Here is a 13,794-nt window from a genome sequence, read left to right as displayed (position 1 = left end):
TGATTCCGAGAGCGACTCAAGGAGAATTCAAGGCGATATGCATTACCTGGAGCCGGCACGCGCCGCGCGCCGTCGGGGCTCCGATGCGTGCCACCTGCGGACGAGGAAGGTCGCCGCCGAGGCCGCGAAAAGGGCAGCGGTGATCAGCAGCCAGCGCCCCAGGAACACGTCGGCCGGAAGTCCCGTGGCCGCCGTGTAGTGGCCGACCCGACGCAGGATCAGCGGCCACCAGACGAGCAGCAGAAGCCCCGAGAGGAAGGCCGGGACCCGTACGTGGTTGACGCTCGGCCTCGGCGCCCCGTCCCCCGCGCCCGCCCTGCCCCTGAACAGCAACTGCACGGCCCGGTCGGTCACCGCGTACAAGGGGAGCAGCACGAGGTCGTGGAGGAGCGCCGCCCCGACGAACCACAGCGCCACGCCCAGGGTGTCCCCCTGGAGCATGCGCACACCGGCGTACGCGGCGAGGGCGAAGGAGGCCAGTACGAGGATCAGGTGGAGCGGGGAGGCTCCGTAGCGGCGACGGAAGGCGGTCGTGGCGCTCATGCCGGCTCTCCGAAGGTGAGGCGGGTGACCCACTTGGTGTTGTGGACGCCGGGGGCGCCGGGGACGATCACGCGGGCCGGGTAGCCGTGGTCCTCGGACAGCACGGCCCCGTTGACGCGAACGGCCAGGAGGGAGCGCGGATCGCGTACCTGGTTGTCCCTCAGGACCACCGAGCTGAACGGCCCTCCCCGCTGCACCGATTCCACCAGAGCCTGTGGTGTGTCCGTGCCCAGCCCGACGAGGGCTGCCAGATCGGTGAGCCGTACGCCGCTCCACAGCTGGTCGGGGGTCGACCAGCCCTCCACGCAGGCGATGGGCAGGGCCGCCTCGTGCTGCTCCATGGCCAGCAGTCCCTCGCGGGTGAGGACCACCTGGCGGTTCGGCCCGCGTACGGTCAGCCGCCAGGCGGGGCCGGTGTCGCTCGTCCGGATGCCGACGGAGGCCGCGGTCTTGTTGATCTGGAAGCCGTTCGGCCCGGAGCCGGGGTCCTGGCCGTGCGGGGCGAGCAGGGCTGTCCGGCGCCACCAGCCGCCCACGCTCTGCCCGGCCGTCACCACGAACAGCGCCAGGGACCCCAGCCCGACCATGCCCAGGGCGCCCCGGCGGGAGATGGTCGGCGCCGCCGGGCGGGGCGAGACCAGCCCGGCCGCCTCCTCGGTACCGGCCTCCGGCGGTGCGCTTCCGCGCCTCACGGAGCGGACCGCCCGGGGCAGGCGCGAGGCCACGTGCACCACGAAGGCGCCGATGAACACCCACGCCCCGTAGAAGTGCAGGACGTAGAAGGAGCCCGGGAAGATGTAGTGCAGCTGCACGTTGAGGATGCCGGTGACGAACTCGAAGCCGGCGCCGCCCACCAGCAGGAGCAGGGACAGGCGCTCGATGCCGTGGCTCACCGACCGCACGGGCGGCCACTCGAACAGTTTGGGGATGACCGACCACAGCTTGGCCAGCAGCACGGGCACGAGGACGACGCCCAGGACCACGTGGACGCCCTGGTTGACCCGGTAGAGCCAGTAGGGCGAGGTCGGCCACGAGAAGAGGTAGAAGCCGAGCCACCCCTTGTCCGGCGTCTGGTCGTTGACCGCCGCCAGGTCCGGGTTGTACGCCGCGTACGACAGCAGGCCCGTCACGAACAGCAGCGTGACCCCGACCAGCAGGACGAGCCCGAACACGGCCGTCAGCCACGGCCCCCGCAGCGGGCTGCGCCAGAACTCCGGACGCGCCGGCCCCGGCGGCGGCCACCACGGCGGCCGGGGTCCGGGCTCGGGCTGGACCCGCTTGTCGTCATTCACCGCCACCGGGGCACCTCCGCACACTCGCCGACCGTCGGGGAGAACATCCCGCACCAGCGTCGGACAGGGCCCCGTGACACGCCCGCCGACGGGCGACGGCCGGTGTCCGATGCCACCCTGAGGTCGTACCGGACCTCCGAAAGGCATGGGCATGATCACCACTGACTTTGCGCCCGGCTCCCCCTGTTGGCTCGACCTCGGCGCCCCCGACGTCCGGACGGCCGCGGCCTTCTACGGCGCCGTCCTCGGGTGGGACTACGAGTCCATGGGCGAGGGGGAGGAGGGGGAAGGCGGGATGTTCCGGAAGGACGGCAAGGTCGTCGCCGGGCTCGGCGAGCTCACCGAGGAGGGCGCACGCCCGGCCTGGATGGTCTACTACCGCGTCACCGACGCGGACGCCACCACCCAGGCGGTGGAGCGCGCCGGCGGCACGGTCCGGGTGGCTCCGAGGGGTCTCGACGACTGGGGCCGGATGGCGCAGTACAGCGACCCGCTGGGGGGACAGTTCGCCGTCTGGGAGCCGGGAACGAACAAGGGCGCCGAGCTGGTGGACGAGCCGGGCTCACTGTGCTGGACCGAGCTGTACACGAGCGACGCCGCGGCCGCCAAGGAGTTCTACGGCGGCGTCTTCGGCTGGCAGTTCAGCGACACGGATCTGCCCGGCGGCGGGGGCACGTACACCCTCGTCACTCCCGCCGGACTTCCCGAGGAGCGGATGCACGGCGGCCTCATGCAGCTGCCCGCGGAGAATCTGACCCTTACCCGCGGACGGCCGTACTGGCACCCCGTCTTCGCCGTCGCCGACTGCGACGCCGCGGTCGCCGAGGTCACCGAGAACGGCGGCAGCGTGCAGATGGGGCCGCAGGACGCGGAGGGCGTCGGCCGCCTCGCCGTCTGCCTCGACCCGTCGAACGCCGACTTCGTGGTCCTCGCCCCGGTCCGCTCCTGAGCCCGGGAGCGAGCTCAGGAGCCGGGGCAGGTGCCCGGAGGGGGGATCGCCGGGATCCCCCCTCCGGGCACCTGCGTCAGGACGGGAGCCAGGCCCGCCAGGTGGCCTCGTTCTCCTTCACCCAGCGGCCCGCCGCTTCCTGTGGCGACAGCTTCTGGTCCGCGATCATCAGGGCGACGTCGTTCTGCATCTCCGTCGTCCACCGGAACTTCTTCAGGAACGCTGCGGCGTCGCCGCCGCCGTCCGCGAAGCGGGCGTTGAGGAACTTCTGCAGCGGCGTGTGCGGGTACGCGCAGGCCACCTTCTCCGGGTCGGCGTCGCAGCCCTCCTGGTAGGCGGGCAGCTCCACCTCCGTCATCGGGACCTTCTCGAACAGCCACTGGGGCTTGTACCAGTAGCTCAGGAACGGCTTCTTCTCCTTGGCGAACTGCCTGATCTGCGTGATCTGCGCCGCCTCCGAGCCCGCGAACACGACCTGGTAGTCGAGGCCCAGGTTGTTCACGAGTGCCTTGTCGTTCGTCACGTACGACGGGGAGCCGTCCAGCAGCTGGCCCTTGCCGCCGCTCTCCGCGGTACGGAACTGGTCGGCGTACTTGTTCAGGTTCTTCCAGTCGGTGACGTCCGGGTGCTCCTCGGCGAAGTACGTGGGCACGAACCAGCCGATGTGCCCGGTCACCCCGAGGTCGCCGCCCCGCGCGATCGTGCCCTTGTCGTCGACGTACCGCTTCTCCTGCTCCGGGTGGCCCCAGTCCTCCAGGATGGCGTCCACCCGGCCCTGGCTGAGCGCGTCCCAGGCGGGTACCTCGTCGATCTGGACGGTGTCCACCCGGTAGCCGAGCTCGTGCTCCAGCAGGTACTGGGCGACGGCGACGTTGGCCTGCGCGCCCACCCACGACTGCACGGACAGCGTCACCGTGCGGGAGCCCTTCGCGTCGGCGTACGGGGAGGCCTGGCGGGTCATGTCGGCCGCGCCGCAGCCGGTGAGGGCCGTGACGGTGACGGCGGCCGCGGCCGCCAGGGCGGCGATGCGTGTGCGAGCCATGTCAGGCCCCCTTTCCGGCGAGGTCGCGGCGTTCCGTGGGCTGGGTGACGCGGTCGAGCATCAGGCCGAGGCAGACGATGGCCGCGCCGGCGACCAGACCGGTCGCCAGGTCGCCCTGGGCGAGACCGAAGACCGCGTCGTACCCGAGCGCCCCGCCGCCCACGAGGCCGCCGATGACGACGACGGCGAGGACCAGCACCACGCCCTGGTTGACGGCCAGCAGCAGCGCGGGCCGTGCCAGCGGGAGCTGGACCTGGAACAGCTGCTGCCGCCCGGTCGCGCCCAGCGAGCGCGAGGCCTCCAGAGCGGCCGGTTCCACCGCGCGCACGCCCTGGGCCGTGATCCGTACGACGGCGGGCAGCGCGTAGACCACGGCGGCCGCGACCGCCGGGGCGCGGCCCACACCGAACAGCGCGACCACGGGGATCAGGTACACGAACTGCGGCATCGTCTGGAAGACGTCGAGGACGGGACGCAGCGCGCGTCCCAGGCGGGTGCTGCGGGCCGCGGCGACCCCGAGGGCGAAGCCGAGCAGCAGCGTCACGGCGACGGCCGCCAGGACCTGGGACAGCGTGTCGAGCGCCGGGTCCCAGACACCGAGCACGCCGATCGCGGCCATCGCCAGGACGGCGGTCGCGGCGGTGCGCCAGGTGCCGATGAGCAGGGCGAGGGCGCCGACGGTCAGCAGGACCGCCCACCAGGGCAGCCACTGCAGTCCGTCGCGCAGGGGGTTCAGGACCCAGGTGGTGAAGTGCCCCGCCCAGTCGGCGGTGCCGCCGACGAGGGGGACGCCGGAGTAGAGGTGGGCGGTCATCCAGTCGACCACCCCGTTGACGGGCTCGGCGATGTGCAGCGTCCACGCGTCGGGCCACGCGAGCCGGTCGGACAGGCGGCCCGCGACGGCGACGGCGACGGTCACCACGGCGGCGACGGCCCAGCCGAGCCCGGCCCGGCGGGCCGGAGCCGCGCCGATCCGCTCCCCCGCCGCGGCGGTGACGCGGTCCAGGACGATGGCGAGCAGCACGATCGGCACGCCGGCGGCGAGCGCGGCGCCGACGTCGACGGAGGCCAGCGCCTGGTAGACGCGGTCGCCGAGACCGCCCGCGCCGATGACGGACGCGATCACGGCCATGCCGAGCGCCATCATGATCGACTGGTTGACGCCGAGCAGCAGCTCCTTGCGGGCCAGCGGCAGCCGGGCCGTCAGCAGCCGCTGCCGACCGGTGGCGCCGAGGGAGGTGGCGGCCTCCACGACGCCGGCGTCCGCGCCGCGCAGCCCGAGCGCGGTCAGGCGGGCCATGGGCGGGGCCGCGTAGACCACGGTCGCGAGGACGGCGGCGGGCACGCCGATGCCGAAGACCAGGACGACGGGCAGGAGGTACGCGAAGGCGGGCAGCACCTGCATCGTGTCCAGCACCGGACGCAGGATCCGGTGCATACGGTCCGACAGGCCGGCAGCCAGTCCGAGGAGTCCTCCGAGCAGCACGGACGCGGCGACGGCGACCACCATCAGGGCGAGCGTCTGCATGGTGGGCACCCACATGCCGAGCAGTCCGCACACGGCGAAGGCGGCGACGGAGGTCAGCGCGAGCCGGACTCCCGCGACGCGCCAGGCCAGCAGCCCGGCGGCGGCGGTGACGCCGGCCCAGCCGAGGGCGAGCAGCACCAGGTACACCGCGCGGACGGAGACGACCACGCCATTGCTGACGTGTCCGAGGAAGTAGAGGAAGAGGGGGTGTCCGTCGCGGTTGTCGATGATCCAGTCGCTGGTGCGCTTGAGCGGTCCCGACAGGTCGACGGACAGCGACGCCGGCCAGTTTCCGGCGCCCAGCAGTACGGAACCGAGGACGAGCGCGAGGACCGCGCCGGCGCCGATCAGCCGGCCGCGGTGGCGCGCGAGCGCGCGCAGCGCACCGGGCCCGGCGTCGCCGGCGGTCGCGGAGCCGGAAGGAGCAGGGGTGACAGTGGCGGTCATCGGCCCCACCGCCCGGCGTCGGCCGGCACGGGGCCGGCGCCGGTCGTGCCGCACGGCGGCGGCCAGGTCGTATGGGAATACATCAGGCCACCGCCTTCCCGGTCGCGGCCGGTACCCCGGCGACGACACCGAGGAGTCCCGCGTGGTCGACCACACCGAGGCACCTGCCGTCCTCGACGACCCGCGCGTTCTCGCCCGTACGGACGACCGCCTCGATGGCCTCGTGGACGGTGGCACCCGGGGCGAGCGCGGGGCCGGCCTCGGAGTCGGCGGCGAGCACGGGGCGCATCGCCGAGCGGACGGTCAGCACCTGCTCGCGCGGCACGTCCCGGACGAAGTCCCTGACGTAGTCGTCCGCGGGGGCGCCCACGATCTCCTCCGGCGAGCCGAGCTGCACGATCCGGCCGTCGCGCATCAGCGCGATGCGGTCGCCGAGCTTCAGCGCCTCGTTCAGGTCGTGCGTGATGAAGACCATCGTGCGTCCCTCCTCCCGGTGCAGGCGTACGACCTCTTCCTGCATGTCGCGGCGGATGAGCGGGTCCAGCGCGCTGAACGGTTCGTCGAACAGCAGGACTTCGGGGTCCACGGCGAGGGCGCGGGCCAGGCCGACGCGCTGCTGCTGGCCGCCGGACAACTGGCTCGGCCTGCGGTGCTCCATGCCGTCCAGGCCGACCTTGGTGACGAACTCGGCCGCGCGCTCACGCCGTTCGGCGCGTCCCACGCCCTGGATCTCCAGCCCGTAGGCGATGTTGTCGAGCACCGTTCGGTGCGGCAGCAGCCCGAAGTGCTGGAAGACCATCGCCGCCCGGTGCCGGCGCAGCTCGCGCAGCCGCGCGGTGTCCATGGACAGCACGTCCTCGCCGTCGATGGAGAGGGTGCCCGAGGTCGGCTCGATCAGCCGGGTGAGGCAGCGGACGAGCGTCGACTTGCCCGAGCCCGACAGGCCCATGACGACGAAGACCTCGCCCTTGCGGACATCGAAGGAGACGTCGCGGACGGCGGCGGTGCAGCCGGTGCGCTCGCGCAGCTCGGCGGCGCCGAGGGCCCCGAGCTCCTTGTCGGCGGGCACGCGGTCGGCCTTCGGGCCGAAGACCTTCCACAGGTTGCGTACGGAGAAGACGGGTTCCGCGGATGTCTGGGGCGGGGTCTTCGTGGTGGTGTGCGGCGCAGTGTTCGGCGTTTTCATCGGGTGGTTCCTCCCAGCAGGTCGGCGCATTTCTCGCCGACCATGAGCACGCCGATCATGGGGTTGACGGCGGTCATGGTGGGGAAAACGGACGCGTCGGCGATCCGGATGCCGTCGAGGCCCCGGATCCTCAGATCGGGCGCGACGACGGCGAGTTCGTCGTCCACGGCCCCCATCCGGCAGGTGCCGGCCGGGTGGTAGACGGTGTGCGCGACGTGGCGTGCGTACGCGCTGAGTTCCTCGTCGGAGGTCACCTCGGGGCCCGGGCACACCTCGCGCTTGAGCCATCCGGCCAGCGGTTCGCTCGCCGCGATCCGGCGGGCGATGCGGATCCCGTCGACGAGGGTCCTGCCGTCGTAGTCGTCCTCGTCGGTGAAGTACCGGAAGTCGAGCGCGGGCTTGTCCTCGGGGTCGGCGCTCGTCAGGTAGAGCCGTCCGCGGCTGCGCGGCTTGGGGATGTTCGGGGTCATCGACACGCCGTGCGCGGGCCGTTCGTAGCCCAGGCGCTCCGGATTGTCGGTGAAGGGGACCTGGTAGAAGTGGAACATCAGGTCCGGGCCCTCGGCCTGCGGATCCCGGCGGACGAACAGTCCGGCGTCGGAGTCCATCGCGGAGTTCTCCGGGATCGGACCGTGCGTCTCCCACACGATGACCGACTCGGGGTGGTCGAGCAGGTTCTCCCCGACGCCCGGCAGGTCGTGCACGACGGGGATGCCGAGCTTCTCCAGGTCGGCGCGCGGCCCGATGCCGGAGTGCAGCAGCAGGCGCGGGGTGTCCACGGCCCCGGCGCACACCAGGACCTCGCGCCGGGCGCGTACGACGTGCTCCGCGCCCTCCTTGGTACGGATGTGCACGCCGGTGGCGCGGGTGCCCTCCAGCTCCAGCCGGAACGCCCAGGTCTCCAGGGCGATGTGCAGGTTCGGCCGGTCCAGGAACGGGTGCAGGTAGGCGACCGAGGCGGAGGAGCGCTTGTTGTCCTCCGGGTGGTAGGCGAGGTCGAAGAACCCGGCGCCCTCGTGGAAGGGGCGCTTGTTGAAGCCCTCGACGCGCGGTACACCGAGCGCGGTCTGGGCCGCGTCGACGAAGTCGCGCGCGATCGCGTTCCTGTCCGCCTCGGCGACGGGGACGATGTTGTTGCGCAGCCGGGCGAAGTAGGGGTCCATGGCTGCCGCGTCCCACCCTTCGGCGCCGGCTTCCGCCCACTCGTCCCAGTCGGAGGGAAGGGGCTTGAACGCGATGAGGGTGTTGTGCGAGGAACAGCCGCCCAGCACCCGCGCACGGCTGTGGCGGATGTGCGAGTTGCCCCGGGGCTGCTCGGTGGTGGGGTAGTCGTAGTCCAGTTCGCCGCCGAGCAGGCCCATCCAGCGGCGCAGGGTGAGGACGTCGTCGCGGCCGACGTCGCTGGGGCCGCCCTCGATGACGGCGACGCTGACGTCCGGGTCCTCGGTCAGCCGGGAGGCGATCACCGAACCCGCGGTGCCGCCGCCGACGACCACGTAGTCGTACACGTGGTCGTCGTACACGTCGTGGTCGTTCATGCCCGGTCCTTCGCCGTCGTGCCCGCGAACCAGCGCACGGGGCGCGGGGCGAGGTTCTGGTAGATGTGCTTGGCCTCGCGGTACTCGGCGAAGCCGCCGGGGCCCAGTTCGCGGCCGATGCCGGACTTCCCGAAGCCGCCCCATTCCGCCTGGGGCAGGTAGGGGTGGAAGTCGTTGATCCAGACGGTGCCGTGGCGCAGCCGGGCGGCGACCCGTCGGGCACGGTCCCCGTCGGAGGTCCACACCGCTCCGGCGAGGCCGTACTCGGTGTCGTTGGCGAGGGCTACGGCTTCCTCCTCCGTACGGAAGGTCTCCACGGTGAGGACGGGACCGAAGACCTCTTCGCGCACGACCCGCATGCCGCGGTGGCACCGGTCGAGGACCGTGGGCCGGAAGAAGTAGCCGGGACCGGCCGGCTGCTCGCCGCCCGCACGCAGGACCGCGCCCTCGGCGAGTGCGGAGGCCACGTACTCCTCGGTCCTCGCCAACTGGGCCGCGGAAACGAGCGGACCGCACTCGACGCCCGCATCGGTGCCGCGTCCGAGACGGATCAGTTCGGCCCGGCGGGCGAGCTCCGCGACGAAACGCTCGCGCAGCGGCTCCTCGACGATGAGGCGGGAGCCGGCCGAGCAGACCTGGCCGCTGTGGATGAAGGCGGCGTTGAGCGCCTGGTCGACGGCGGTGTCGAACCCCTCGGCCGTCGAACATGCGTCGGCGAACACGACGTTGGGGTTCTTGCCGCCCAGTTCGAGGGCGACCTTCTTCACGCTGTCGGCGGCCGCCCTGGCGACCTTCGTACCGCTGACGAGACCGCCCGTGAACGAGACGAGGTCGACATCGGGGTGCTCGGCGAGCCGGGCGCCGACGGTGCCGCCGGGGCCGGTGACGACGTTGGCCGCGCCGAGCGGAAGTCCGGCCTCCAGGAGCAGTTCGACGAGCACGACCGTGGTCAGCGGGGTGATCTCACTGGGCTTGATCACGAACGTGTTGCCGGCGGCGAGTGCGGGCGCGATCTTCCAGCTGGCCTGGAGCAGCGGGTAGTTCCACGGCGTGATCAGGGCGCAGACGCCGACCGGCTCGTGGACGACGACACTTCGGATCTCGTCCGAACCGGCGTCGACGACCCGTCCGCCGTCCTCGTTCTCCACGAGGTCGGCGAAGTAGAGGAACGCGTCGCGGACGCAGTCGACGTCGACGCGGCCCTCCTCCAGCGTCTTGCCCGCGTCCTGGCTCTCCAGGGCGCCGATCCGCTCGCGGTCGCGCTGCAGCAGGGTGGCGACCCGCCGCAGCAGGGCGGCCCGCTCGGCGACCGGCGTACGCGGCCAGGCACCGTCGTCGAACGCGGCTCGTGCCGCCGCCACGGCGTCGTCGGTGTCCTGGACACCACCCTCCGCAACGACCGCGAACGGGGTCGCGTCGACGGGGTCGATGATCTCGCGGGTGGCGCCGGAAAGGGCTGCGCGCCACTCTCCGCCCACATGGATGCTCTGTTGTGCTCCGGTCACGTTGCGTATGGCCTTTCGCTTCTTTCGAATCCCCCTGCCGGTTACACCAGCAGTCCGGCCGCTTGCCCGGACACCCGAGATCCATGCGCAAAACGTTGCGGAGAGTGTTCTGCTTCACTCGCAAATACGGCACAAAAAAGGACATATACCTCAGGCCTCTCGAGTGGGAAGCCGGGGTGCGCACGCCGTGCAGCCGACAGGCCCGTTTCCGGCGCCGGGGCGCCGTTCTGGCAAGCTGCGCTCCATGACCGCGCAGCAACCACTCGACTTCGCGCAGATCACCCGCCCCCGGGAACTGACTGCCGAACTGCGGGACCAGCTCGTCGACTGCTGGGTACGGGTGATCAACGCCGGGGGAGCCGTCATTCCCCCGGGGCTCCCCATGCCGCCGGTGAGCACCGGCCAGGCCGACCCGGCGCTGGACCTGCTCGTCCGCCGGCTCGATCCGCGCCGCGCCCGGATGCTGATCGCCACGGCCGGCGGGAGGCTCGCCGGCTGGCTGGTCCTGCGCCGTGACCCGCATCCCCTCGTCGCGCACTGCGGCGCCGTCAACCACGTCATGACCCACCCCGACTTCCGCGGCCGCGGCATCGGTACGGCGCTGATGCACCGGGTCCGCGATCTCGCCCGGCAGGAGATGGGGCTGGAGCAGTTGCACATCGCCGTCCGGGCCGGGCTGGGGCTCGAGGATTTCTACGGCCGTCTGGGCTGGCGCGAGATCGGGCGCTGGCCCGGCGGTCTGCGGGTCGCACCCGGCGACGACCGCGACGAGATCCTCATGTACCTCGCCCTCTGAGCCCTCTGAGCCGCCTGAGCCGACTCAGCGCTCCGGCGCGCCCGTCGCGTTTCGGCCATCTCCCTCCATCGCGCGTCCGAACCCGATCAGAAGGGCAGGAACAGGGCCGCGAGACAAATCGACGTACGGTCGGAGCGCGGGAGGAGCAGCTGCGATGGACACGGCCCCCCTGTACCTGGAACCGCGGTTGGCACCACGGCTCGGCGCGCTGCTCGGTTCGGCCCCCTTCCTGCACATGCTCGTGGACGCCCTCGGCTCACCCCTCAACCTCCTCCTGCCCGACCAGATGGCGGAGAACGCCGAGGGCTTCCGAACCGTCTACCGCCGCCACCGCCTCGGCGGGCAGGTCTTCTTCGCCCACAAGGCCAACCGTTCCCGGTCCCTCGTCCGGCGGCTCACCACCGCGGACGCCGCCGTGGACGTGGCCTCCCTCGGCGAGCTCCGGCACGCCCTCGGCGACGGCTTCACCGCGGGCCGCATCATGGCGACCGGCCCCAAGGATCCGGCCTTCCTCTGGCTCGCCGCGCGGTCGGGGGTCACCGTGAACGCCGACGGCCCCGGCGAGCTGGAGGCCTTGGCGGCCTTCGTCCGGCGCCACGACCTGCCGCGCCCGCGGGTCCTGCTGCGCCTCTCCGAGTTCGAGACCTCGGGGCCCAGGATGCTGTCGCGCAGGAGCCGGTTCGGTACGTCCGTGAAGGCTCTGGGCCCGCTGCTGGACCTCCTCGAACGCCACCGGGACTCCCTCGACCCCGTCGGCGTCGCCTACCACCTCGACACCACGAGCCCGGACGAGAAGGCCATCGCCCTCGAAGGCTGCCTGCGCGCCATGGACGACCTGCGATTACGGGGTTTCCAGCCGCGCGCCGTCGACATCGGCGGCGGCTTCGGCGTCAGCTACCTCGCCCGCGCCGCCCAGTGGGACCGCTACACGAGCGAGCTCACGGCCGCCGTGATGGGCCGCCGCCCGCCCCTGACCTGGGGCGGCCACGGCTACGGTCTGCACTCCGAGGGCGGTACGCTCCGCGGCGCGCTGAGCCTGTACCCCGCCCACCGCCCGGTCGCCGGCGCCGGCTACCTCGACGCGCTCCTGTCCCAGCCCGCTCCCACCCTGGGCCGGCCCCTGGGCACCCTGCTGCTGGAGAGCCTGTACGACCTGTACACGGAGCCGGGCCGGGCCCTCGCCGACCAGTGCGGGCTGTCGCTGGCCCGGGTCGTGGAGGTACGGCACCGGGACGCCGGCCCTGCGTTCGTTCGCCTCGCCATGAACGCGAACGACGTCGGCCTGGAGGACCACGGCATCCTGGTGGACCCCGTGCTCGTGCCCCGCGACGGCGAACCCGCGGGCCCGCAGGAGCCGGTCGGCGTCCACCTCATGGGCAACCTCTGCCTGGAAGCCGACCTGATCACCCGCAGAACGGTGTTCCTGCCGCGGCAGCCGCGGCCGGGAGACCTGCTCGGCTTCGCCAACACCGCCGGGTACTGCATGGACTTCGGTGCCACCCGCGCACAACAGCAGCCGGTGGCCCGCAAGGTGGCCGTCCGGCAGGAGGGACCGGAAGGAGCCGCCTGGCGCTGGTGTCTGGACGAGGAGTACTGGCCGATCGAGGAGTACGGGCCGATCACCGATTCGGGGGGACGGGCATGAGGTACGACAGCATCACCGGGGCCATCGGCAACACCCCGCTGGTCCGCATCGATCCGGCCGTACACGGCCTGCGCCACATCGACCTCTACGCGAAGCTCGAGATGCTCAACCCCTTCGGCTCCGTCAAGGACCGGGCCGCCTGGAACATGGCCCGGTCCGGCCTGGCCGGCGCCCGGGAGCGCGGCGCGACGGTCGTCGAGCTGTCCAGCGGCAACACGGCCAAGGCGCTGGCCGTCATCGCGGGCATGCACGGGCTGCCGTTCAAGAGCGTCACCAACCGGATGCGCATCCCCGAGGTCAAGGACCTGCTCCTGCTGCTGGGCGCCGAGATCGAGGAGCTGCCGGGCCGCAGCGAGTGCCTGGACCCGACGGACACCGAGGACCCGCTGACCCTGTTCCACCAGAGGCTGAACCAGTCCGGCAGTGCCCACCTGCACACCGACCAGTACTTCAACGCGCTGAACACCGACGCGCACGAGACGGGTACGGGGCCGGAGATCGTGGCGGATCTGGACGGCCGGGCCCCGGACTGGTTCCTCGCCTGCGTCGGCACGGCGGGTTCCTCCACGGGCGTGGCCCGGGCCTTGCGCGCCCACGACCCGGCCGTACGGGTGATCGGGCTGGTGGGCGAGAAGTCGGACTTCATCCCCGGCATCCGCAACATCGACGAGGTCCACGAGGTCGGCCTCTTCGACCCGGCCACGTACGACACGATCGAATCGGTCAGCGCCGACGACGCCATCGACGGCATGCTCACCCTGGTCCGGCGCTGCGGGATCCTCGCCGGACCCACCGGCGGCGCGGCGTACCAGGGAACGGTCCGCCATCTGAGGTCGATCGACGCGGAGTTGACGGAGACGGACCGCAGGAGCGCCGTCTTCATCGTCTGCGACCGGGTGGAGAGCTATCTCGGCTACGTCAAGCAGCGCCGCCCCGAGCTGCTGGGCCGCCCGCCCGCGCGGAACTCCGTGACCGCGCTGACCGACACCGAGGTGCAGGCGGCGCAGGTCATCGAGGTGGCCGAGGCGCAGAAGTGGCTCGCAGCCGAGCGGCCGCTGGTGATCGACCTGCGCAGCTCGTTCGCCTACGCCGCGCTGCACATCGACGGATCGGTGAACATCGTCGACGAGCTCTTCGACGAACTCGTCCGGGGCGGGCTGCCGTTCAGCAAGCGGCAGCCGATCCTCCTGGCGTGCCCGGTCGGCGAACAGTCGGCGCGCTACGCCGCCCTCCTGACCCGGATGGGCCATCCCGACGTACGCAGCCTCGCGGGAGGGATCATCGCGTGGCGGGACGCGGGCGCGCCGCTGGTGCGTGACTGAC

11 protein-coding genes are annotated in these 13,794 nt (G+C 72.1%); 4 read left to right on the top strand and 7 right to left on the bottom strand.

Features of this window, described 5'->3' with window-relative positions; all coding sequences use genetic code 11:
- Positions 1 to 42: 42 nt before the first annotated feature.
- Together ACZ49B_RS14795 and ACZ49B_RS14790 are read right to left on the bottom strand one after the other, a co-directional pair.
- Positions 43 to 543 (bottom strand): hypothetical protein, encoded by a 501-nt coding sequence (locus tag ACZ49B_RS14795; protein ID WP_468305245.1) that lies wholly within the window; start codon positions 541 to 543, stop codon positions 43 to 45.
- Positions 540 to 1,841 (bottom strand): molybdopterin-dependent oxidoreductase, encoded by a 1,302-nt coding sequence (locus ACZ49B_RS14790; RefSeq protein WP_468305243.1) that lies wholly within the window; start codon positions 1,839 to 1,841, stop codon positions 540 to 542. The genes ACZ49B_RS14795 and ACZ49B_RS14790 overlap by 4 nt, the downstream gene beginning before the upstream one ends.
- 145 nt (positions 1,842 to 1,986) lie before the next feature.
- Here ACZ49B_RS14790 and ACZ49B_RS14785 point away from each other — a divergent pair, with 145 nt between their 5' ends.
- A complete protein-coding gene (locus tag ACZ49B_RS14785; RefSeq protein WP_468305240.1) occupies positions 1,987 to 2,784 on the top strand; it encodes a VOC family protein in 798 nt (265 codons plus the stop codon).
- A gap of 76 nt (positions 2,785 to 2,860) precedes the next feature.
- Here the strand turns inward: ACZ49B_RS14785 and ACZ49B_RS14780 are convergent, their stop codons facing one another.
- The 5 genes from ACZ49B_RS14780 to ACZ49B_RS14760 form a co-directional block, all read right to left on the bottom strand.
- Positions 2,861 to 3,826 carry an ABC transporter substrate-binding protein gene (locus ACZ49B_RS14780; RefSeq protein ID WP_468305237.1) on the bottom strand — a complete coding sequence of 322 codons (966 nt, stop codon included), beginning with the start codon at positions 3,824 to 3,826 and terminating at the stop codon, positions 2,861 to 2,863.
- A gap of 1 nt (position 3,827) precedes the next feature.
- Positions 3,828 to 5,801: an ABC transporter permease gene (locus tag ACZ49B_RS14775; protein WP_468305234.1), complete on the bottom strand. Its 1,974-nt coding sequence runs from the start codon at positions 5,799 to 5,801 to the stop codon at positions 3,828 to 3,830.
- A gap of 82 nt (positions 5,802 to 5,883) precedes the next feature.
- On the bottom strand, positions 5,884 to 6,987 hold the full coding sequence (locus ACZ49B_RS14770) for a quaternary amine ABC transporter ATP-binding protein (RefSeq protein WP_468305231.1): 1,104 nt from the start codon (positions 6,985 to 6,987) through the stop codon (positions 5,884 to 5,886).
- On the bottom strand, positions 6,984 to 8,525 hold the full coding sequence (locus ACZ49B_RS14765) for a GMC family oxidoreductase (RefSeq protein ID WP_468305228.1): 1,542 nt from the start codon (positions 8,523 to 8,525) through the stop codon (positions 6,984 to 6,986). Before ACZ49B_RS14765 ends, ACZ49B_RS14770 begins: the two co-directional genes overlap by 4 nt.
- Positions 8,522 to 10,030, bottom strand: coding sequence for an aldehyde dehydrogenase family protein (locus ACZ49B_RS14760; RefSeq protein ID WP_468305225.1), 1,509 nt, complete (start codon positions 10,028 to 10,030; stop codon positions 8,522 to 8,524). The genes ACZ49B_RS14765 and ACZ49B_RS14760 overlap by 4 nt, the downstream gene beginning before the upstream one ends.
- Positions 10,031 to 10,274: 244 nt before the next feature.
- Between ACZ49B_RS14760 and ACZ49B_RS14755 the strand changes: the two genes are divergently transcribed.
- The 3 genes from ACZ49B_RS14755 (at position 10,275) to ACZ49B_RS14745 (ending at position 13,793) form a co-directional block, all read left to right on the top strand.
- Positions 10,275 to 10,826: a GNAT family N-acetyltransferase gene (locus ACZ49B_RS14755; RefSeq protein ID WP_468305222.1), complete on the top strand. Its 552-nt coding sequence runs from the start codon at positions 10,275 to 10,277 to the stop codon at positions 10,824 to 10,826.
- A gap of 154 nt (positions 10,827 to 10,980) precedes the next feature.
- Positions 10,981 to 12,471, top strand: coding sequence for a Y4yA family PLP-dependent enzyme (locus ACZ49B_RS14750; RefSeq protein WP_468305220.1), 1,491 nt, complete (start codon positions 10,981 to 10,983; stop codon positions 12,469 to 12,471).
- Positions 12,468 to 13,793: a pyridoxal-phosphate dependent enzyme gene (locus ACZ49B_RS14745; protein WP_468305217.1), complete on the top strand. Its 1,326-nt coding sequence runs from the start codon at positions 12,468 to 12,470 to the stop codon at positions 13,791 to 13,793. The genes ACZ49B_RS14750 and ACZ49B_RS14745 overlap by 4 nt, the downstream gene beginning before the upstream one ends.
- Position 13,794: the final 1 nt, after the last annotated feature.

The organism is Streptomyces sp. NPDC031132, from assembly GCF_055570595.1.
Note: the sequence above shows the minus strand (reverse complement) of the source record. Positions and strands in the feature narration are given on the sequence as shown.

Coding starts and splice junctions, on each gene's coding strand:
- ACZ49B_RS14745 (WP_468305217.1), top strand. CDS start 12,468: ATGAGGTACGACAGCATCACCGGGGCCATCGGCAACACCCCGCTGGTC.
- ACZ49B_RS14780 (WP_468305237.1), bottom strand. CDS start 3,826: ATGGCTCGCACACGCATCGCCGCCCTGGCGGCCGCGGCCGCCGTCACC.
- ACZ49B_RS14775 (WP_468305234.1), bottom strand. CDS start 5,801: ATGACCGCCACTGTCACCCCTGCTCCTTCCGGCTCCGCGACCGCCGGC.
- ACZ49B_RS14750 (WP_468305220.1), top strand. CDS start 10,981: ATGGACACGGCCCCCCTGTACCTGGAACCGCGGTTGGCACCACGGCTC.
- ACZ49B_RS14770 (WP_468305231.1), bottom strand. CDS start 6,987: ATGAAAACGCCGAACACTGCGCCGCACACCACCACGAAGACCCCGCCC.
- ACZ49B_RS14785 (WP_468305240.1), top strand. CDS start 1,987: ATGATCACCACTGACTTTGCGCCCGGCTCCCCCTGTTGGCTCGACCTC.
- ACZ49B_RS14765 (WP_468305228.1), bottom strand. CDS start 8,525: ATGAACGACCACGACGTGTACGACGACCACGTGTACGACTACGTGGTC.
- ACZ49B_RS14795 (WP_468305245.1), bottom strand. CDS start 543: ATGAGCGCCACGACCGCCTTCCGTCGCCGCTACGGAGCCTCCCCGCTC.
- ACZ49B_RS14755 (WP_468305222.1), top strand. CDS start 10,275: ATGACCGCGCAGCAACCACTCGACTTCGCGCAGATCACCCGCCCCCGG.